The organism is Paenibacillus beijingensis (genome assembly GCF_000961095.1).
Lineage (GTDB): Bacteria > Bacillota > Bacilli > Paenibacillales > Paenibacillaceae > Paenibacillus_O > Paenibacillus_O beijingensis.
In genome coordinates this window covers 800,569-818,814 of the sequence record NZ_CP011058.1, presented here as the reverse complement: position 1 = coordinate 818,814, position 18,246 = coordinate 800,569, and the positions used below count along the sequence as shown (strand labels likewise).

Here is an 18,246-nt window from a genome sequence, read left to right as displayed (position 1 = left end):
GCCGTGATACGATTTTGATATCCAATGATTGGGAGGAATAGCGGATATGACAGGATCAGTCGACCAGGATTACGTTACCGGTTTTTTGCAAACGATATTGGCTATTCCGAGTCCGAGCGGTTTTTACGCCCGTATTATGGAACATATTTCGGAAGAAGCGGGAAGGCTCGGATATTCCGTCGAGAGAAACCGTAAAGGCTGCGCCATCATTACGGTGCCCGGCCGTGAATCGGCTGGAGGCGAAGTCATCGGCCTGTCGGCCCACGTCGATACGCTCGGGGCGATGGTGCGCTCGGTCAAGGATAGCGGAAATTTGCGGCTGACGCTCGTCGGCGGTTACATGATGGGCTCCATCGAAAATGAATATTGCACCGTGCATACGCGCGACGGCCGCACGTATTCGGGTACGATTATGTCTACGCACCCTTCGGTTCACGTCTATGCGGATGCGCGCGACTTCAAACGCGAAGAAGCCGTCATGGAGGTGCGCCTGGACGAGCCCGTGCGCAGCCGGAAGGATACGGAGGCGCTCGGAATCGGGCCGGGCGACTATATTTCGTTCGATCCGCGGACGGTCGTGCTCCCGAACGGCTACATCAAGTCCCGGCACCTCGACGACAAGGCGAGCGTGGCCGCACTGTTCGGCTTGCTGGAATGGTTTAAGCGGGAAAACATCGCTCCCCGCACGACGGTCAAACTTTTTATCTCCGTCTATGAAGAGGTCGGGCACGGAGCTTCCTCCATTCCGGACGACATCACGGAGCTGATCGCCGTCGATATGGGCTGCATCGGCGACGATCTTTCCTGCACGGAGATGGATGTGTCGATCTGCGCCAAAGATTCGACGGGGCCGTACGACTATGAAATGACGTCGAAGCTGATCGGGCTGGCCAAGCGGCACGGCATCCGCCATGCGGTCGATATTTATCCGCATTACGGTTCGGACGCGTCGGCGGCTTTGCGCGGAGGGGCAAACATCAGAGCCGCGCTGATCGGACCGGGCGTGCACGCCTCGCATGCGATGGAGCGGACGCACATTGACGCGGTCTGCGGCACGGTGCGTCTGCTTGCGGCTTATGTGACCAATATCGACTAAAAGGAGCGAAAAGCGTACGATGAAACGAATTGCGATAGATATGGATGAAGTGATCGCCGATTTCAACCCGAAACATTTGCGGCTTTTTAACGAAGAATACAAAGAACAAATTACGGTTGAGCATTTGATGGGAACAAGTCTCGGCGATTTGCGCCCCCATTTGAGAAATGAAATTCGAGCTTACTTATACGAACCGGCTTTTTTCCGCGATTTGGAAGTGATGAAAGACAGCCAGGAAGTCATCAAGTGGCTAAGCGAACGCTATGAAGTGTTTATTACGACGGCTGCGATGGAGTTTCCGACTTCTTTTACAGCAAAATATGAATGGTTGAAAGAACATTTCGGTTTCTTGAGCGAGCTGAACTTCGTGTTTTGCGGCGACAAAAGCATCATTCATGCGGACTACCTGATCGATGACAATGTGCGGCATTTCAAACGGTTCACGGGCCAAGGCATCTTATTCTCAGCGCCGCACAACTGCAATGAAACCGGGTATGTCCGCGTCAACAACTGGCTGGAAGTAAAGGAATATTTTCAATAACAAAAGGTCTATTTCGTTACCATTTTCATTAAGATATCAACGTCTTGCAGCCAATGTCCTTCAGCGCTATGCGCCTCCTGCAGCATAAGGCCGGTAATGACGGAGAAGTAGAGGAACAGCAGCTGATAAGGATCGCCTGCGCAAAAATCGCCGGTTTGCTGCCCTTTAACGAATAAGGGGATCAGCCCGCCGATCGTATCCTGGGGGGAATACGCAGCGATAATCTGTTTCGCTTTTGCCGGCACCTCATCCGACGCTTGAGCTTGCTGGAGCAACAGGAAGTAATGCTTGTGGCTCGCGTCCAGCATCCTTATCGTTAAAGCTCTTATTTGTTCAACGGGGGTGCCGGGCAGATGAGCGATGTTTTGAACCGCCTCCTGCGCTCTTTCCATCGCTTCCTCGACGAGCAGGGTGAAGAGCTCTTCCTTGGAATTGAAATAGCGGTAGGAAAGACCTTGGCTAATGCCGGCTTCAGCGGCAATCATGCTCATTTTGGTTCCGGCGATTCCCCGAAGGGCAAAAACTTTCAGAGCCGCGCTCTTAATCTGCTCCCGCCGTTCCTCGTGGATGCGATCGGGCTGCTGTTCATTGAATGGCGTCAACGGTTATTCACTCTCCAGTTTTGTCATTTAGGACGATTCTTTATCGGGTCTTGCGGATGCCGGTTTGTTCCTCGCTTATTTCCCACAATCGTTTTGCCGCTTCCGCGTTCCGGGCGGGCGCAGCAGGGATGGCCGTTTGCATGTCTCTGTAATATCCGCCGCTTTCGGCGGCAATTTCATCGGAGCCGGCGAGCCATACCAGCGTTTCGGCGCCTTTCTCCGGAGTGCGGGCAAACATTCTCATCACGGCCATCGTCATGCGGGCCAATCGTCCGTTGTCCTGGTTGAAGTTCGTGGCGACAAGCCCCGGATCGAAGCAGTGGGCCGTGACTCCGGTTCCTTCCAGCCGCCGCGCCAGCTCAGTGGTAAACAAAATATTGGCGAGCTTGGTCTCCCCATAGCGCAATGTAGGACCGCCCATCAGCTTTTGCGGGGATTTGTACAGACGCTCGGCGCCGAGATCGTCAAAGTGGATTCCTTTCTTGGCCATCTTGTGGCCGTGGGAGGCGGTCGTGATCACGCGTGCATGCCCGCTTTCCTTCAGCCGGTCCAGGAGCAGTGTCGTCAGCAGGAAGGGGGCGAGATGATTGACCGCCCAGGTCATCTCCAAGCCGTCGACCGTCAGCTGCCGCGTGACGAACATGGCGCCGGCGTTGTTGATCAGGACGTCCACTTTCGGGCAATGGGCCAAAATGTCGGCTGCGGCGCGGCGCACGGACTGCTGTGAAGCCATGTCGGCCAGGAATACGTCCACTGCTGCGCGGCCGCCGGATGCTGCCTTGATTTGAGCCGCCGCTTCATTTGCTTTCGCTTCACTCCGGGCGACGATGCCAAGATTTGCGCCTTGAGCGGCGAGCTCTTTGGCAGCGGCAAGCCCGATGCCGCTTGTAGCCCCGGTAATGACGACGTATTTGCCCCGGAGGGTACGATTCGCATTTGTCATTCCATTCTCCATCGTTATTCAACCTCTATCGCAGTATATTGAATGAATGGTTCATTCATTTTTATCTTATTTCAATTTATGGAAACTGTCAATCGTACCTTTGCCCGGGAATCCGGGAATGTGGGGCGGCACGATTGTCGTGACCCTTTTTGTTGGGCAAGTTCCAGAAGGGCTATCCCGAGGCTCTCCGTACGGACAAGCCGTTCAAAACCTGCAATTGTGCAGTTTTGAACGATTGAAATCGCTTATCGAGAGGAAATTCCTGCAATTGTGCAGGTATTCCAAGCTTTTATTGCCCAAACATACGTTTGGTCCAGAAAAAAATGTAATTTTGCAGGAATTTTTACGATTTGGATAATAAACAAGGAAAAGGATGTATGGATGCATGTTTTTTCGAAAATAACTTCTCGTGCTGCACGACATGGAAGCCTTTAGCTCCGTCGGCGGCAGAAAGCCGGAGCGCCGGAGCGCCGGAGCGTATGGGTCCGGTATGCTGCGATATACAAGAAGCCGCAATGAGCGGCTTCTTAAGCATATATGTTTGTTCTGTATAGCTAGGACGGCTTTCTGGCAATGACAATTCTCGAAGCATGACGGTGAGGAATGCCGCTGGAGCTGCAATCAAAGATCCATTCTTCGGATAGAAGCGTTTCCCAGTCTGAATAATAGGCTTGCAGCTCGTCCTGCTTGTAGAGATATTCGTTTGTTCCCCAATCGGGCGCGACCGGTACGTCGGGATGCTCCGTAAATGCGAACAGCACATGGAGACCGCCCGGCAGCGTGCTCTCTTTGAAATGACGGAACTGCCGCGCCCGATTGTCCGGGTGAATGTACTGCAGGGCGCCGATTGAGTATACGACATCGGCGCGATGAGGAAAGACGAAGGTGTTAATGTCGCCTTCAATGGTAGCGATCGCAGTGTTCATCTCGGCAGCCAATCGTTCGGCTTTCGCCAATCCGGCCGGAGCGAAATCCATCGCCGCGACGTCGAACCCTTGCTTGGCGAGGAAGACGCTGTCCCGGCCTTCCCCCGCGCCTAAATCGATCACTTTTTTGCCCGGGATTCGCTCATTGGAAATATACGCTAATATGCGTTTTGCCAGTTCGTTCGGTTCTTTTCCCCAATAATATCCGTCTTGCAAGTAAAGTTCCTGCAGCTGCTCTTTGTCCATGAATGTATCCTCCCCGTTAAGATATTCTTATCATAAAGCTTGACGTTACGAGAAGGTCAATACGGTGCCAAAGAATGAGTACTTGTTCACGTTACAGATCCGTCTATGAGGTTTTGTGCTTCAGCAGCAAAGGGGCTTCGACTTCTAAATGAAAAAGATGATATGATCATCTTTGAGAAGGTATACGCAAACAGAAATCGGAAACAATTGTGGAGGGATAAGATGGAGATTTTGGATTTGCTCCCTTTCGGCGTTGTATTCATCGATTTGAATTGGAAAATTGTCGGGGTCAACCGAAATGCAGCGGATATGCTTCGGAGGGAAGCCACCGCCATTGTCAATCTCCATTGGAATGATGCATTTCCGGATCTGTTAACCGAAGAAATCATGAATGACGCAAAAGCAGTTTTTCGTTTTGAATATGGCGGCGAAGAGTACATTGTGCAAAAGGTCCCGTACCCTTCTAATAAACGGGTAGAGGGTCACGTGTTCATTTTTAATTGTGTTCCTTTTTTGGAAGAAGTGACGAAGGAACTGGACGTATACAATGATTTGAATCTGGATTTGAAAGCCGTATTCGATGCTTCTTATGACGACTTGCACGTTACCGATGGAAGAGGTATTACGCTCAGGGTCAGTCCCGGTTGCGCAGAATCGATGGGACATAAGGAAAGTGAATTGATCGGCAAAAGCGTGTATCAATTGGAGAAGGAAGGTGTGTTTAATCCGTCCGCGACCCGTCAAGTATTAGAAAAAAACGAGAAGGTTTCTATGGTCCAGACAACGAAATCGGGACGTCGACTAATGGTGGCCGCAACACCAATCAGAGATGAGCAAGGACAAATTATTCGGGTTGTCAACGCTTCCCGTGACATTACGGAAGAAAGTCAGCTTCAGACGGAGCTTGAACGATTAAAGCAATTAACGGAAGGTTACCGCAAGGAAATTATGAATTTGCGCACCAAGGACGAACTGGAGCACAAGCTTGTGTTCCGAAGCGACAAGATGGAGAAAGTGATGGTGCTCGTAAGGAAAATATCGGAAGTGGATTCCGGGGTGCTTATTATTGGTGATTTCGGCGTCGGTAAGGAGCTCGTAGCTTCCCTTATTCATAAATGGAGCGCCAGGAGCGAAAAGCCTTTTATTTCGGTGAACTGCGGAGCCGTGCCCGAAGCCGTGTTGGAAACGGATCTCTTCGGATTGGAGAGAGATGCGTCAGGCGTGCGAGAGGGGAAGTTTGGCGCCTTGGAAATGGCCAACGACGGTACGCTGTTTTTGGATGAAGTGGAAGCGATGCCCTTGACGCTGCAAGCCAAGCTTATGCAGGTTATCCATGAGAAGATGATATTCAGAATTGGCAGTCAGAGACCTATACCAGTAAATGTAAGAATTGTCGCATCAACACGGATTGATCTAGAAGATTCGATTCAGTCTGGACAATTCCGGAAGGATCTTTATTTTCAACTAAATATAGTATCCATTCCGATTCCGTCTTTAAAAGACCGGAGAGAAGATATCATTCCGTTAATCGTTTACTTTACCGGACAGTTAAATCAAAATTACGGAGTTAACAAAAAATTCAGCCCTTCCTTATTGAAAAAAATGCAGCAGTATTCATGGCCAGGCAATGTACGTGAACTGCAAAATGTGGTGGAAAGATTGTTCGTCACTGCGGAGGACGATTGGATTGAAACCGAGCATATGCAAAACCAATATCCAGCCGGATTCTCCAAACAAAAGATCGTTCAAGTTAACGAGATTATCCCTTTGAAAAAAGCTACTGCATTATTGGAAATCGAGCTTCTGGAGATGTCGCGGAAACGATATGGATCTTCCACAAAAATCGCCGAGGTTTTAGGGGTAAATCAATCGACAATCGTAAGAAAAATGAATAAAAACAACGTGAAATAGCGAAGCCGCCGCTTTCGGCCTATGCAAAAATGCATAGGTTTTTTTGTTGCTCGTATTGTGGATTGAGAAGATTGTATGTTATTAATATTAACAACACCCAAGAAACATCTTTCGAAAAGAAAGGATGCGTGTAATATACATGTTCTAAAATATAACATAATAGCTGTGAATCGGTAGCGATAATGAAGTTTATTGACATGGATTAAAATCCAAATATTTACATGAGGAGCGATTTTTTTATGAAAAGAACAATAACGAAATCGATGATTGTAGTCGGAATTCTGATGCTGATCGTCGGTTGCGGCTCAAGCCCAAAATCAACCGGCTCGGCCGATTCCGAGTCTGCGGCCAATCTGCTCGAGAAAATCAAGCAAAGCGGCATGGTGACAGTCGGAACGGAAGCGGCTTACGAGCCGTTTGAATATATCCAGGACGGCAAAATCGTCGGATACGGATCGGATATTCTTGCTTACATCGTTGAGCAGCTCGGGGTCAAAGTGGAACAGAAAGATCTTCCTTTCCAAGGCATTCTGCCGGGATTGGAAGCGAAGCAGTTTGATTTTGTGGCAACAGCAGTATCCATCACTCCGGAACGGGCGGAGAAATACGGCATGACGGTACCAATTGCAGACGGGACGGTTGCGGTTTTGAAACGCAAAGGCGACGATTCGATTAAGAGTCCGGAAGATATCGCAGGTAAAATCGTAGGCACTCAATTGGGTTCCGGACAGTTGAAAGCATTGAAGGAATATGACGAGACGTTAAAAAAGGATAAAGGAAAAGGAACGAAGGAAATCAAAGAATATGTTGCTTACCCGGAAGCCTATCAGGATTTAGCGAACGGACGCGTAGACGCCGTTGTCAATACAAAAGCAAATCTCGCTTCGATTTTGAAGAAGCAGCCCGATACATTTGAGATGGTTGATACGTTCGGCAACAAAATGTGGATTTCATGGGTCGTCCGTAAAGAGGATAAGGAATTGCTCGATTTTATTAATGAGAAAATTTTGGAGATGAAATCGAGCGGCAAGCTGGCCGAGCTGCAAACCAAATGGTTTGGGTATACGATGGAAACTCCGGAATCGGATTACCTTCCGCAATGACGCCGGTCCGATCATAATGTCAGCAGGAGGGATGGAATGAAATTTGATTTTTCGATTGTGCTTGATCAGATGCCCTATCTGCTGCGAGGGTTAATCGTAACGCTGGAAATGTCCGCGCTCGCCATCGCAGCGGGCGCTGTACTCGGAATTTTGTCAGCCTTATTCCTTCTTAGCGGATTCAAATGGTTGGAATGGCCTGTAAAACTGTTTATCAATCTCGTTCGCGGCGTTCCGTTCCTGATTCAAATTTTGATTGTATATTACGGTTTGGCCAGTTTTGGGCTCAAGTTACCGGCTTTTATCAGCGCTGTGTTGGCCATGGCATTAAATACGGCCGCATTTCAAGCGGAAATCATTCGGGCGGGAATCGAATCCGTTGCGAAAGGTCAGCGTGAGTCCGCTATTGCTTTAGGAATGTCGCGGACGCAAACGATGCTGCGTATCGTGCTTCCGCAGGCGTTTACGAAGGTTATTCCTTCCTTGACGAATGAGTTTATCATATTACTGAAAAATTCATCGCTCGTCTCGGTTATTTCCGTCATTGAACTGACTCGGGTCAGCCAACAAGCTGTCAGTTCCACTTATCGACCGACAGAAATTTATGTCACGGTGGCCGTTTTGTACTTCCTGATGAACTTGTTGATTTCACGCGCATCGCGATATTGGGAACGCCGCACGGCTGCTTATCGATAAGGAGGATTAGCGTATGTCTCTCGATTTTTCCGTCATTTTCGAATACAGGCAAATCCTGATCGACGGTTTTGTCAAAATGATCTATATATGCGCTGCAGGATTGACCATCGGATTAGCGGTCGGAGCCGTCGTGTGCGCGGCCAAAATGTCGCACTCTTCTCTACTGCGCCGATGTGCGGACGTATATATCGAGTGGTTTCGCGGAACCCCTTTTTTGATTCAAATGTTCATTCTGTACTATGTAGGACCGAATTTCGGCTTGGAATTGGATGCTACGCTCGCGGGGATCATCGGCTTGGGTATTTACTCGGGTTCCTATTTTGCGGAGAATTACCGTTCCGGCATCCAATCGATACCCCGTGGGCAAATTGAGGCGGCTCGTGCGTTAGGTATGGGAAATGCAGCGGTGTTCTTCCGGATCGTGCTGCCGCAGATGATGGGGCTCATACTTGCGCCTATGACGAACAACTCCGTCAGTTTCATTAAGGATTCAGCCGTCCTCTCCATCATCACGGTTCAGGAGCTGAGCTTTGCGGGTCAAAGCGTTATTGGCCAAACGTACCGTTATGTGGAAGTTTACGCCGCCGTTGCCCTGCTTTATTGGGTCGTAATTACATGTCTTACGATTTGTTCTGCTCGATTGGAACGCTTTTTTACCCGCCATCGCACTGCAGCCTCCCGGCTATCTACATTATCAGCAAAGGGTGATTTGAAATGACGAATACCTTGGCCCGGACGACGGCAGGCGAGACGATTATTCGGGTAGAAGGCTTGCGCAAATCGTTCGGTCACTCCGAGATTTTGACCGGAATCGATTTACAGGTCGCACAGGGAGAAGTTGTTTGCATCATCGGACCCAGCGGTTCGGGCAAGAGCACGTTCCTTCGCTGCCTGAATCTGCTGGAGATGCCGACGGACGGTGACATTCGGATTCTTGAGAACCACATTTTTTCGGGTGGCCGCAAGAGTCGCCTTCACGATAAGAGCCTGAGACGGATCCGCACCCAAGTAGGGATGGTGTTTCAGCAGTTCAATCTTTGGCCTCATAAAACGGTTCTTCAAAATATTATTGAAGCTCCCGTCAAGGTTCACCGCGAGGATAAGCGCAAAGCGTTTGCCAATGCGGAAAAATTGCTTGCTAAAGTCGGACTGTCTGACAAAGGAAATGCCTATCCGATCAGCTTGTCCGGCGGTCAGCAGCAGAGGGTCGCCATTGCAAGGGCGCTGGCCATGAATCCGCAAGTCATTTTGTTCGATGAGCCTACTTCTGCGTTGGACCCCGAGCTCGTCGGTGAAGTTCTCCGTGTCATGAAGGAGCTTGCGTCCGAAGGAATGACGATGATCATCGTGACTCATGAAATGGGTTTTGCCAGAGATGTCGCCGACCGGATCGTCTTTATGGATAATGGCAATGTCGTGGAGCAAGGCTCTCCCGACGAGCTGTTTAAGCAGCCGAAGAGCGAACGGTTGCAGCAGTTTTTATCAAAAGTTTTGGATGCTAATTCATAGAACATAATTGGAGGAATTGATGATGACAACACAAGTAAACAGTGAAAAACAGATCCTTAACCTTCCTTTTACCGGCATTTGCTCTTTTGCCAAATACCCGATTTGCACCGATCTGGACCAATTGGATGCCGATGTCGCCATTATCGGCGTTCCTTACGATATGGGGACGCAATTCCGTTCCGGAACCCGATTCGGTCCGCGCAGCATACGAGAATCCTCAACGCTTTACAGCTTCGGTCTGAACGGGTCATACGATCCGGAACGAGACGAGATGTTTCTTGCTCCGCCATGGCGGATCGTTGACTGCGGGGACGTGGATATGGTGCACGGCGATCTGCAGCAATGTTTCGAAAATATCGAAGCGGCTGTAAGGAAGATCATTTCCAAGGGAGCGATGCCGGTTGTGCTCGGCGGCGATCACTCCATTACGATCCCGGTAAGCAAAGCGTTGGATTCATTAGGCCCTGTATGCGCGATTCAGATCGATGCCCATCTGGATTGGGCCGATCATCGTTCGGGGCAGCGTTTCGGCCATGGAAGTCCGATGCGCCGGATGGCGGAAATGGATCATATTCAAGGCATGGCACAGCTTGGCATCCGCGGTATCGGAAGCAGCATCAAGGGGGATTTTGACGACGCCAGAGCGTACGGCAGTGTTATCCTCAGTCCGCGTGAAATGCGTAAACTCGGAATTGAAGGCGTTTTGGAGCGGATTCCGGACGCCGAACGCTATTTCCTGACGATCGATATCGATGGTATCGACCCCTCTGTGGCACCGGGAACGGGGACGCCGTCTCCTGGCGGCTTATACTATGATGAAGTGAACGAGCTTCTTGAGGCATTGGCGAAGAAAGGCGAGATCGTCGGATTTGATTTTGTGGAAGTGGCTCCGGCTTACGATCATTCCGGAATGACCGGACAGGTTGCGGCTCGTCTTACGCTTGATTTGATCGGCTTTATTTTGAAAGAACGCGAGAAAAAGGCCCGGAAGTAAATTCATACTGAGGATATGAGAAGTTGACGCGGAATGTGTTAATACCGGGCGGGGAAGGCCGATCATTCAAGGTTTATAGAGATGAATATATTAAAATTACGGATGTCGCCGGGAAACAAGTAGCTGACTTTGTCGCATTGAATATGCATAATACCCATGAGTTTGTTTCAGCCAGTCATACCCGCATCATGCTGAATCGAGTATTTCTGCAGAAAGAGGACCGTCTGTACAGCAACTACCGCAACGCATTGCTTCGACTTGTAGAGGATACTGTTGGCGTACACGATCTGATGTATCCTTGCTGTGATCCGATGCGTTACCTGATCGATTACGGCGTGGCAGATCACCGGAACTGCCGAAACAATCTGTTCGAAAGTCTGAAGGAGTATGAAGTGGATTACTGGCGGGTGCCCGATCCGGTCAATCTGTTCCAAAATACGCCGTTGAACGCGGACGGAAGTTTTGCGCAGCCGCAGGAACCAAAGACCAGCGCGGGGGATTATGTGATCTTCCAGGCGTTGGCGGACGTCGTAGTCGGCATCTCCGCATGTCCCCAAGACATGAATCCGCTGTGCGGTTGGAATGTATCGGATATCAAAGCGGAGATATTGCGGGAAATATAAAGAAGATAACGATAGAAGGTGAACATACGTGACAGAAATCAAGAAGGGGTTCCAGCTTCCCGTCCCCGCGGTCATGCCCCGATACAGCGGCATCAGATCCTTTATGAGGCTGCCTTACGATCCGGAAGTTCAACCTCGGGATTTTGTCGTTTTGGGGGCGCCGTTTGATACTTCCGCCAGCTATCGGGCAGGATCGAGGTTTGGTCCGGAATCGATCCGCCGCGTCTCCAGCCTATTAAGAGCGGCGAATGTATTTCACCGGATCAAGCCGTCGGATTATCTTGACGGTGTGGACGGAGGGGACATCATGACCGTTCCCGGGAATACGGCCGCGAGCCATCACAATATCGCAAGCCATGTGAAGGCTTGGGTACAAGAAGGGGCGGTCCCGATTGTGCTGGGAGGGGATCACTCCATTTCGCTTCCGGAGCTGAGAGCGGTAAGCGCCGTCCATGGACCGCTCGCTCTTCTTCATTTTGATGCGCATGGCGATACTTGGGATGAATATTGGGGCGAGAAATATACGCACGGAACGCCTTTTCGCAGAGCAGTAGAGGAAGGAATCATTGATCCGAACCGGTCTGTGCAAATCGGGATAAGAGGCACCGTCTATGATCCGGATGATATCGAGGAAGCGCGCAGTCTCGGTTTTCTTGTCATCACGGCAGATGAAATGAGAGCGATTGGTCTGCAGGAAACGATGCGCAGGGTGCTGGAACGGCTTGGATCGTCGAAAGTGTTTCTTACTTTTGACATTGACTTCCTTGATCCCGTGTACGCTCCCGGAACCGGAACACCGGAGATTGCCGGATTTGCAAGCTATGAAGCGCAGAATATGCTCCGTCAATTAACGGATATCAATATCGTAGGTTGTGATTTGGTCGAAGTACTTCCGGCCCTCGATCAAGCGGAAGTGACCGCGCTGACTGCTGCCACACTCGTATTTGAAATGATCAGTCTGCTCGCAGTTCAGAAGCGTACCCGTACAAGTTGACGGGGAAAACAGGACATTATTGACAGCCGCCGATAAGGGTGTTATTGTTAAGTATATAATTCATAGCGTTTTAGTTGGATATAACGATTTTGCCGACTGTACAGACAGAGGCATTGCGGTCTTGGTGAGAGCCGCGATGCCTCTCTAATTTTTTTGCCGGGACGGAAGGAGGACGTGGAGTGGGCGATGCACTGCTGGAAATAAAGGAGCTTCATAAACGGTTCGACACAGCCAAAGGTTCGGTACAGGCGCTGCACAACGTCAGTTTGAGCGTAGAGGAAGGCGAGTTCGTGACGGTGATCGGTCCGAGCGGCTGCGGCAAAAGCACGCTGCTCCGCATCATTGCCGGACTGGACAGCGGGTACGCGGGGAGTGTGCGGCTTGGCGGGGCCGAAATTAACGGTCCGGGCATCGACAAAGGGTTTATTTTTCAGGAGCACCGTCTGTTCCCGTGGCTGACCGTCGAGAAAAACATCGCCTCCGACCTGCCGCTCGGCAGCAAGGAAGTGAGGCGGAAAGTGGATGCGCTGATCGAGCTTGTGCGGTTGAAAGGGTTCGAAAAAGCGTACCCCCGCGAGCTGTCCGGCGGCATGGCGCAGCGCGTGTCCATTGCCAGGGCGCTGCTGCGCAATCCGAAAATTTTGCTGCTCGACGAACCGTTCGGCGCGCTCGACGCGTTCACGAGAGCCCATATGCAGGATGTGCTGCTGGACATTTGGCGCACGAACAAAACGACGATGATATTTGTGACGCACGATATTGACGAGGCGGTATTTTTGGCGGGCAGGGTTGTCATATTGAAGCCCCGGCCGGGAGAGATCCGCAAGGTGATCCGTGTCGATTTGCCTTATCCCCGCAAAAAAGCGACCCAGTCGTTTCAGGATTTGCGTCTTAAGGTGCTGAGCGAGTTCGAAAGCGTGGAAGAGCTGCAGCTCACGGACGGCGCGGGCATTTAGGTAGGCGAAAACGGACAGTAAGCGCGTCTAAGGTGCTTATGCGGCGGGAGTGCAGATTGCGGTTCGCATACGGGCCGAATAGCTTTTATAATAGGATGGTGCGGCCAATTCGTACCGGTTATAAAAGTATGGGGAATGCAGGAGGTGCTTCGATATTGACAAGAGTCGTCAACAATATAACGGAGCTGATCGGGAACACCCCGGTCGTTCGCTTGAATAGGCTTACCGGCCCGCAGGATGCGGACGTTTATGTGAAGCTCGAACGGTTCAACCCGAGCGGCAGCGTGAAGGACCGCGCGGCTTTCAATCTGATTGCCGAGGCCGAAAAGGACGGTTCGTTGAAACCCGGAGGCACGATTATCGAGCCAACGAGCGGCAATACGGGTATCGGACTAGCGATGAATGCGGCAGCGAAAGGCTACCGCGCCATTCTGGTCATGCCGTCGAACATGACGAAGGAACGGATCAATATTTTGAAGGCGTACGGAGCGGAAGTCGTGCTGACGCCGGCCAATGAGCGGATGCCGGGCGCAATCCGCAAAGCGCTGGAGCTCGGCCGGGAAATCGAGGGGAGCTTTATTCCGCAGCAGTTTGAAAATAAGGCGAACCCGGATATTCACCGCAAGACGACCGCGCTTGAAATATTGCAGCAGATGGATGGGCAATTGGACGCATTCGTCGCTTCCTCGGGAACGGGAGGCACGATTACCGGCACCGGAGAGGTGCTGCGCGAGCATTTGCCGGATATCCGCATCCTCGTTGTGGAGCCGAAAGGATCGCCCGTGCTGTCCGGCGGCCAGCCCGGACCGCACAAGCTGGTCGGCACAAGCCCCGGATTTATACCGCCGATTTTGAATACGAGCGTGTACGATGAAATCGTGCAGGTGTCCGACGAGGATGCGCTGGAGACGACCCGGGAGCTTGCCTCGCAGGAGGGCATCCTGATCGGCCCTTCCGGCGGCGCGAGCGTATGGACCGCGCTCCAGGAAGCGCGCCGTCTCGGGCCAGGCAAGCGGGTCGTCTGCATCGCGCCCGACTCGGGCGAACGCTATTTAAGCATGGGCATTTTTTGATCGCGGAAGACAAGGCGGGCGGGTAGGAAGCATCGTTTTCACCGCCCGTTATTTATTCTTGACAGGACGGAACGGGACATGTAAACTCAATAACATAGTTAATCAATAGGAATTATATAATTTGAATATTGCGGACGCCGTCCTTTGCAGGCTGGCGCTCATCTACCAAACCATTGGAGACTTCCTTTATGAACGAAATCGGGGAAGTCTCTTTGTTATTATCGGTCCTTATACGTGTCAACCGTATGAACGGAGACATTCTCGCTTGAAGAGGATGTCTTTTTGTGTTTTTGAAGAGGCTTTAATGAAAGGAGGGAAGCGGCATGAGCAAACGGTTAGCGGCGGGGGCTGAAAAGGAGCCCGGCAAATGGACATTGGCGGGTCTGGCCCTCGTACTGCCGGTTACGGTCTTACTGGTGTGGCAGGTGCTAGGGGCGAACGGTTATATATCGGAGCTGCTTTTTCCGACGCCTTCTACGATTGCCCTCTCGTTTGCCGCGCTCGCCGCGTCGGGCGATCTGTGGAGCAACCTGCAAATCAGCATCGTCCGCGTATTATCGGGATTTGCGCTTGGCGGCGGACTTGGGCTGCTGCTTGGCCTTGCGGTCGGATTGTTCCGGCGGACGGAGAAGCTGCTCGATCCTACGCTGCAAATGATCCGCATGGTGCCGAGCTTGGCGGTCGTTCCTCTATTTATATTATGGTTCGGCATCGGCGAGGAATCGAAAGTGCTGCTCATTGCCAAGAGCGCGTTTTTTCCGCTTTATATCAACACCTTTCTCGGCATCCGCAATGTGGACAACAAATGGTTTGAAGTGGCGCGGGTGCTCGGTTTCAGCCGGCTGAAACAGGTTGTAAGGCTGGTCCTTCCGGCGGCGGCGCCGAACATTTTGCTCGGAGCGCGGCTGTCGATCGGATTGTCGTGGCTCGGGTTGGTCGTGGCGGAGCTGATCGCTTCCACCTCGGGCATCGGCTATATGATGTCGGACGCGCGCCAGTTCGCGGATACGCCGGTTGTATTTGTCGGCATTATCGTATTTGCGGCCGCGGGACTTACGACCGATTATCTGATCCGTCTGCTCGAAAGCCGGCTGCTCAGGTGGAAAGACCGCTACAGGGGATAAAAGGGAGGTGTTGACATGAGCAAAGCGGCTGAAGCTGTCGTCCAGCCGGCGGGCAGCAAGCGGGAGGCGAATCCGGACGTTTCCCGGAGAGGGGCGCTGCGAAGGGCAAGACATGCCGTCGCAGCCTGGAAAAAGGCAGCCTCCGACATTGCGGCGGCAGCCGTTATTCCGGTCGTTCTGCTAGTCGTTTGGCAGGCGGCCGCGAGCGCCGGTCTCGTATCGCCGACATTCTTGCCGTCGCCGCTAACCATTGCGGGGGCGCTGGCGGGGTTGACCGTATCCGGCGACATTTTTCACCATTTGGGTGTCAGCGTCGGCAGAGCGGGAATCGGCTTCGCGGCCGGCGGCTCGGCGGGGCTGCTGCTCGGCATATGGACCGGGCTGTTCCGCAAGGCGCAGTATTTGCTCGATCCGAGTCTGCAGGTGCTGCGGCTCGTTCCCCATCTGGCGATCGCGCCGCTTATTATTCTCTGGTTCGGCTTCGGGGAAGTTTCGAAAACGGTCATTATTATGACCGGGGCTTTCTTTCCGCTTTATATCAACACGTTCGCGGGCATCCGCAATGTGGACGGCAAGCTGTTTGAAGTGGCGCGGGTGCTGGCGTTCAGCCCGTTCAAGCGGGTCGTCCGGCTAATTTTGCCGGCGGCGCTGCCCGATATTTTGCTCGGCTTGCGCTTGTCGCTTGCGGTATCGTGGATCGGCCTCGTCGTGGCGGAGCTGATCGGCTCGCAGTCCGGCATCGGCTTTCTTATTAATGAAGCGAAGCAAAACTCCGATACCGAAGTGATTTTTGTCGGCATTCTCATTTTTGCAGCTGTGGGCAAGCTGATCGATTCGTTCGTCCGCTTGCTGGAGCGGAGATGGCTTCACTGGCGGGACGGCTACAAAGGCTGACCGGATGTTAAAACAAATTTCAATGGGGAGGTTTTCACAAATGGGTGAGCACGCGGCAAAAGGAGCACTCCGCTTAACGGCGGATGTATTGGTGATCGGAGGCGGGCCTGCCGGAACGTGGGCGGCCATTACGGCGGCTGCGAAGGGCGCGAAAGTTGTGCTGGCGGACAAAGGATACTGCGGCTCGAGCGGCGCGACCGCTCCTTCCGGAACGGGAGTCTGGTACGTCAAGCCGGAGCGGGAGCTGCGGGAAAATGCCAAGGCGAGCCGGTACACGATGGGCGGTCAGCTCGCTGAGCATAAATGGATGGACCGCGTGCTGGACCGTACGTATGAAAATATGAACAAGCTCGGCGCATGGGGCTATCCGTTCCCGCTCGACGAGCACGGCAGCCAGCACCGCCGGGGGCTGCAGGGGCCGGAATATATGCGCCTGATGCGCAAGCTGGTGCAAAAGGCCGGCGTCAAAATTCTCGATCACAGTCCGGCGCTGGAGCTGCTGGCCGATGAGCACGGCGTCGGCGGGGCGAGCGGCGTGCAGACGCAAACGGGCGATACGTGGACCGTGCAGGCGGGTGCCGTCGTCATTGCGACCGGCGGCTGCGCGTTTCTCAGCAAGGCGCTCGGCTGCAATGTGCTCACCGGAGACGGGTATCTGTTTGCCGCCGAAGCGGGAGCGGATTTGTCGGGCATGGAATTTTCGAACGCGTATGCGATCTGCCCGACCTTCTCGTCCGTGACGAAGACCGCTTATTACACCTACGCCAGCTTTTATTATGAGGACGGAACGGTTGTCGAGGGCGCAGGCTCCAAGAAGGGCCGCTCGATCATCGCCCGTAATCTGCTTGAGGGACGGCAAGTTTACGCCAGCCTGGATCAGGCGCCGGAGCATCTTAAGCCGCTGCTGCGCGTCGGGCAGACGAACTTCTTCCTGCCGTTCGACCGCCGCGGAATCGATCCGTTCAAGGATAAATTCCCGGTCACACTCCGGCTGGAAGGAACGGTTCGCGGCACAGGCGGCATCCGCATTACGGATGAAAGCTGCGCGACGAAAGTGCCGGGCCTTTATGCGGCCGGAGACGCGGCGACCCGCGAGCTGATTTGCGGCGGTTTTACCGGCGGCGGCAGCCATAATGCGGCATGGGCGATGTCTTCGGGCTCGTTTGCGGGCGAAGGGGCGGCCGTTTATGCGCAGCGGCTCGGAAGCCATGCGGTTTCGCGCACGCTGAAAGGGTTGTCCTCATCGCCGCTCGTGGAGAAGGGAGCAAGAGCGGACGCTGCGGCCAGGTCGGAACAGATCGTGCGCGCCGTTCAAGACGAGGTGAAGCCGTACGACCGCAATCTGTTCCGGACGGAGAAGGGGCTTACCGGTTCGCTCGGGCGGCTGGATGGTCTGTGGAGTTCCCAGCGCGGCGAAGCGGTTGAACGCACGGCCGAAGGCGTCAAAGCGCGCGAGGCGGCTGCGATGACGGCAACGGCGCGCTGGATGTACAATGCGGCTCTGGCCCGCACGGAAACGAGAGGCATGCACAAGCGGGAAGATTTCCCCGTAGCCGACAGCGGGCAGCATCACCGGCTCATTACCGGCGGCCTCGATAACGTCTGGGTGCGGACGGAGGAAGTTGCGAAGGAGAGTGTGCCGCTATGATTGAAGTGATTAGCCAAACCCGGTGCGTCGAGTGCAACCAGTGCGTTTCCGTCTGCCCGACAAACGTGTTCGACAAAGTTGAAGGCGGCGTGCCCGTCATCGCCAGACAGAGCGATTGCCAGACCTGCTTCATGTGCGAGCTGTACTGCCCGGTCGACGCGCTCTATGTTGCGCCGAATTCGGAAGAGGTGACCGGCGTGACGGAAGAGGAGCTGGAGCGGCAGGGGCTGCTTGGCGGCTACCGGGAGAAGGTCGGCTGGGGCAAAGGCCGGAAGCCCGTTGCCGGCCACGAATACATGTACCAGTTAGCGTTGCAAACAAACTTCTGAACCGGCGGCCGCTTGGCGAAAATGAGCGAGAGGCCGGTTCG

Annotated in this window: 19 protein-coding genes; 16 read left to right on the top strand and 3 right to left on the bottom strand. The window is 53.1% G+C overall.

Features of this window, described 5'->3' with window-relative positions; all coding sequences use genetic code 11:
- Window positions 1–46 precede the first annotated feature (46 nt).
- Window positions 47–1,096, top strand: coding sequence for a M42 family metallopeptidase (locus tag VN24_RS03860; RefSeq protein ID WP_045669339.1), 1,050 nt, complete (start codon window positions 47–49; stop codon window positions 1,094–1,096).
- A 19-nt stretch (window positions 1,097–1,115) separates the two neighbouring features.
- Window positions 1,116–1,637, top strand: a complete 522-nt coding sequence (locus VN24_RS03855) for a 5' nucleotidase, NT5C type (protein ID WP_045669338.1) — start codon at window positions 1,116–1,118, stop codon at window positions 1,635–1,637.
- A gap of 8 nt (window positions 1,638–1,645) precedes the next feature.
- Here VN24_RS03855 and VN24_RS03850 read toward each other — a convergent pair whose 3' ends face one another.
- The 3 genes from VN24_RS03850 to VN24_RS03840 all read right to left on the bottom strand — a co-directional run bounded on the left by VN24_RS03850 (window position 1,646) and on the right by VN24_RS03840 (window position 4,354).
- The gene (locus tag VN24_RS03850) at window positions 1,646–2,239 is read right to left on the bottom strand and encodes a TetR/AcrR family transcriptional regulator (RefSeq protein ID WP_045669337.1); all 594 of its coding nucleotides are present in this window, start codon (window positions 2,237–2,239) and stop codon (window positions 1,646–1,648) included.
- 40 nt (window positions 2,240–2,279) lie between these two features.
- Window positions 2,280–3,182, bottom strand: coding sequence for an SDR family oxidoreductase (locus tag VN24_RS03845; protein WP_420798598.1), 903 nt, complete (start codon window positions 3,180–3,182; stop codon window positions 2,280–2,282).
- A 554-nt stretch (window positions 3,183–3,736) separates the two neighbouring features.
- The gene (locus tag VN24_RS03840; protein ID WP_045669335.1) at window positions 3,737–4,354 is read right to left on the bottom strand and encodes a methyltransferase domain-containing protein; all 618 of its coding nucleotides are present in this window, start codon (window positions 4,352–4,354) and stop codon (window positions 3,737–3,739) included.
- A gap of 222 nt (window positions 4,355–4,576) precedes the next feature.
- Between VN24_RS03840 and VN24_RS03835 the strand changes: the two genes are divergently transcribed.
- The 14 genes from VN24_RS03835 (at window position 4,577) to VN24_RS03770 (ending at window position 18,205) form a co-directional block, all read left to right on the top strand.
- The gene (locus tag VN24_RS03835; protein ID WP_045669334.1) at window positions 4,577–6,265 is read left to right on the top strand and encodes a sigma 54-interacting transcriptional regulator; all 1,689 of its coding nucleotides are present in this window, start codon (window positions 4,577–4,579) and stop codon (window positions 6,263–6,265) included.
- A gap of 239 nt (window positions 6,266–6,504) precedes the next feature.
- Window positions 6,505–7,368, top strand: coding sequence for a transporter substrate-binding domain-containing protein (locus VN24_RS03830; protein ID WP_202967410.1), 864 nt, complete (start codon window positions 6,505–6,507; stop codon window positions 7,366–7,368).
- A 36-nt stretch (window positions 7,369–7,404) separates the two neighbouring features.
- Window positions 7,405–8,061 carry an amino acid ABC transporter permease gene (locus VN24_RS03825; protein ID WP_045669333.1) on the top strand — a complete coding sequence of 219 codons (657 nt, stop codon included), beginning with the start codon at window positions 7,405–7,407 and terminating at the stop codon, window positions 8,059–8,061.
- Window positions 8,062–8,074: 13 nt separating this feature from the next.
- Window positions 8,075–8,779 (top strand): amino acid ABC transporter permease, encoded by a 705-nt coding sequence (locus tag VN24_RS03820; RefSeq protein ID WP_045669332.1) that lies wholly within the window; start codon window positions 8,075–8,077, stop codon window positions 8,777–8,779.
- A complete protein-coding gene (locus VN24_RS03815) occupies window positions 8,776–9,570 on the top strand; it encodes an amino acid ABC transporter ATP-binding protein (RefSeq protein WP_274520416.1) in 795 nt (264 codons plus the stop codon). Before VN24_RS03820 ends, VN24_RS03815 begins: the two co-directional genes overlap by 4 nt.
- A 19-nt stretch (window positions 9,571–9,589) precedes the next feature.
- Entirely contained in the window at window positions 9,590–10,564 is a 975-nt protein-coding gene (gene speB, locus VN24_RS03810; protein WP_148505192.1) for an agmatinase, read from the top strand.
- Window positions 10,565–10,587: 23 nt separating this feature from the next.
- Window positions 10,588–11,187 carry a DUF1989 domain-containing protein gene (locus VN24_RS03805; RefSeq protein WP_045669330.1) on the top strand — a complete coding sequence of 200 codons (600 nt, stop codon included), beginning with the start codon at window positions 10,588–10,590 and terminating at the stop codon, window positions 11,185–11,187.
- A 28-nt stretch (window positions 11,188–11,215) separates the two neighbouring features.
- Entirely contained in the window at window positions 11,216–12,181 is a 966-nt protein-coding gene (gene speB, locus VN24_RS03800; protein ID WP_338012222.1) for an agmatinase, read from the top strand.
- 179 nt (window positions 12,182–12,360) lie between these two features.
- Window positions 12,361–13,137 (top strand): ABC transporter ATP-binding protein, encoded by a 777-nt coding sequence (locus VN24_RS03795; RefSeq protein ID WP_045669329.1) that lies wholly within the window; start codon window positions 12,361–12,363, stop codon window positions 13,135–13,137.
- 128 nt (window positions 13,138–13,265) lie between these two features.
- Window positions 13,266–14,210: a cysteine synthase A gene (gene cysK, locus VN24_RS03790; protein ID WP_045669328.1), complete on the top strand. Its 945-nt coding sequence runs from the start codon at window positions 13,266–13,268 to the stop codon at window positions 14,208–14,210.
- A 323-nt stretch (window positions 14,211–14,533) separates the two neighbouring features.
- A complete protein-coding gene (locus VN24_RS03785; RefSeq protein WP_045669327.1) occupies window positions 14,534–15,334 on the top strand; it encodes an ABC transporter permease in 801 nt (266 codons plus the stop codon).
- Window positions 15,335–15,349: 15 nt separating this feature from the next.
- Entirely contained in the window at window positions 15,350–16,228 is an 879-nt protein-coding gene (locus VN24_RS03780; RefSeq protein ID WP_045669326.1) for an ABC transporter permease, read from the top strand.
- 40 nt (window positions 16,229–16,268) lie between these two features.
- Window positions 16,269–17,876, top strand: a complete 1,608-nt coding sequence (locus tag VN24_RS03775) for an FAD-dependent oxidoreductase (RefSeq protein WP_045669325.1) — start codon at window positions 16,269–16,271, stop codon at window positions 17,874–17,876.
- Window positions 17,873–18,205: a 4Fe-4S dicluster domain-containing protein gene (locus tag VN24_RS03770; RefSeq protein ID WP_045669324.1), complete on the top strand. Its 333-nt coding sequence runs from the start codon at window positions 17,873–17,875 to the stop codon at window positions 18,203–18,205. The genes VN24_RS03775 and VN24_RS03770 overlap by 4 nt, the downstream gene beginning before the upstream one ends.
- Window positions 18,206–18,246 lie beyond the last annotated feature (41 nt).

What these genes read in the sequence shown, in the direction of transcription:
- speB (WP_148505192.1), top strand. Translation starts at nt 9,590, where the DNA reads ATGATGACAACACAAGTAAACAGTGAAAAACAGATCCTTAACCTTCCT.
- VN24_RS03815 (WP_274520416.1), top strand. Translation starts at nt 8,776, where the DNA reads ATGACGAATACCTTGGCCCGGACGACGGCAGGCGAGACGATTATTCGG.
- VN24_RS03785 (WP_045669327.1), top strand. Translation starts at nt 14,534, where the DNA reads ATGAGCAAACGGTTAGCGGCGGGGGCTGAAAAGGAGCCCGGCAAATGG.
- VN24_RS03845 (WP_420798598.1), bottom strand. Translation starts at nt 3,182, where the DNA reads ATGACAAATGCGAATCGTACCCTCCGGGGCAAATACGTCGTCATTACC.
- VN24_RS03820 (WP_045669332.1), top strand. Translation starts at nt 8,075, where the DNA reads ATGTCTCTCGATTTTTCCGTCATTTTCGAATACAGGCAAATCCTGATC.
- VN24_RS03775 (WP_045669325.1), top strand. Translation starts at nt 16,269, where the DNA reads ATGGGTGAGCACGCGGCAAAAGGAGCACTCCGCTTAACGGCGGATGTA.
- VN24_RS03860 (WP_045669339.1), top strand. Translation starts at nt 47, where the DNA reads ATGACAGGATCAGTCGACCAGGATTACGTTACCGGTTTTTTGCAAACG.
- VN24_RS03835 (WP_045669334.1), top strand. Translation starts at nt 4,577, where the DNA reads ATGGAGATTTTGGATTTGCTCCCTTTCGGCGTTGTATTCATCGATTTG.
- VN24_RS03780 (WP_045669326.1), top strand. Translation starts at nt 15,350, where the DNA reads ATGAGCAAAGCGGCTGAAGCTGTCGTCCAGCCGGCGGGCAGCAAGCGG.
- VN24_RS03825 (WP_045669333.1), top strand. Translation starts at nt 7,405, where the DNA reads ATGAAATTTGATTTTTCGATTGTGCTTGATCAGATGCCCTATCTGCTG.
- VN24_RS03830 (WP_202967410.1), top strand. Translation starts at nt 6,505, where the DNA reads ATGAAAAGAACAATAACGAAATCGATGATTGTAGTCGGAATTCTGATG.
- VN24_RS03840 (WP_045669335.1), bottom strand. Translation starts at nt 4,354, where the DNA reads ATGGACAAAGAGCAGCTGCAGGAACTTTACTTGCAAGACGGATATTAT.
- VN24_RS03770 (WP_045669324.1), top strand. Translation starts at nt 17,873, where the DNA reads ATGATTGAAGTGATTAGCCAAACCCGGTGCGTCGAGTGCAACCAGTGC.
- VN24_RS03855 (WP_045669338.1), top strand. Translation starts at nt 1,116, where the DNA reads ATGAAACGAATTGCGATAGATATGGATGAAGTGATCGCCGATTTCAAC.
- cysK (WP_045669328.1), top strand. Translation starts at nt 13,266, where the DNA reads ATGGGGAATGCAGGAGGTGCTTCGATATTGACAAGAGTCGTCAACAAT.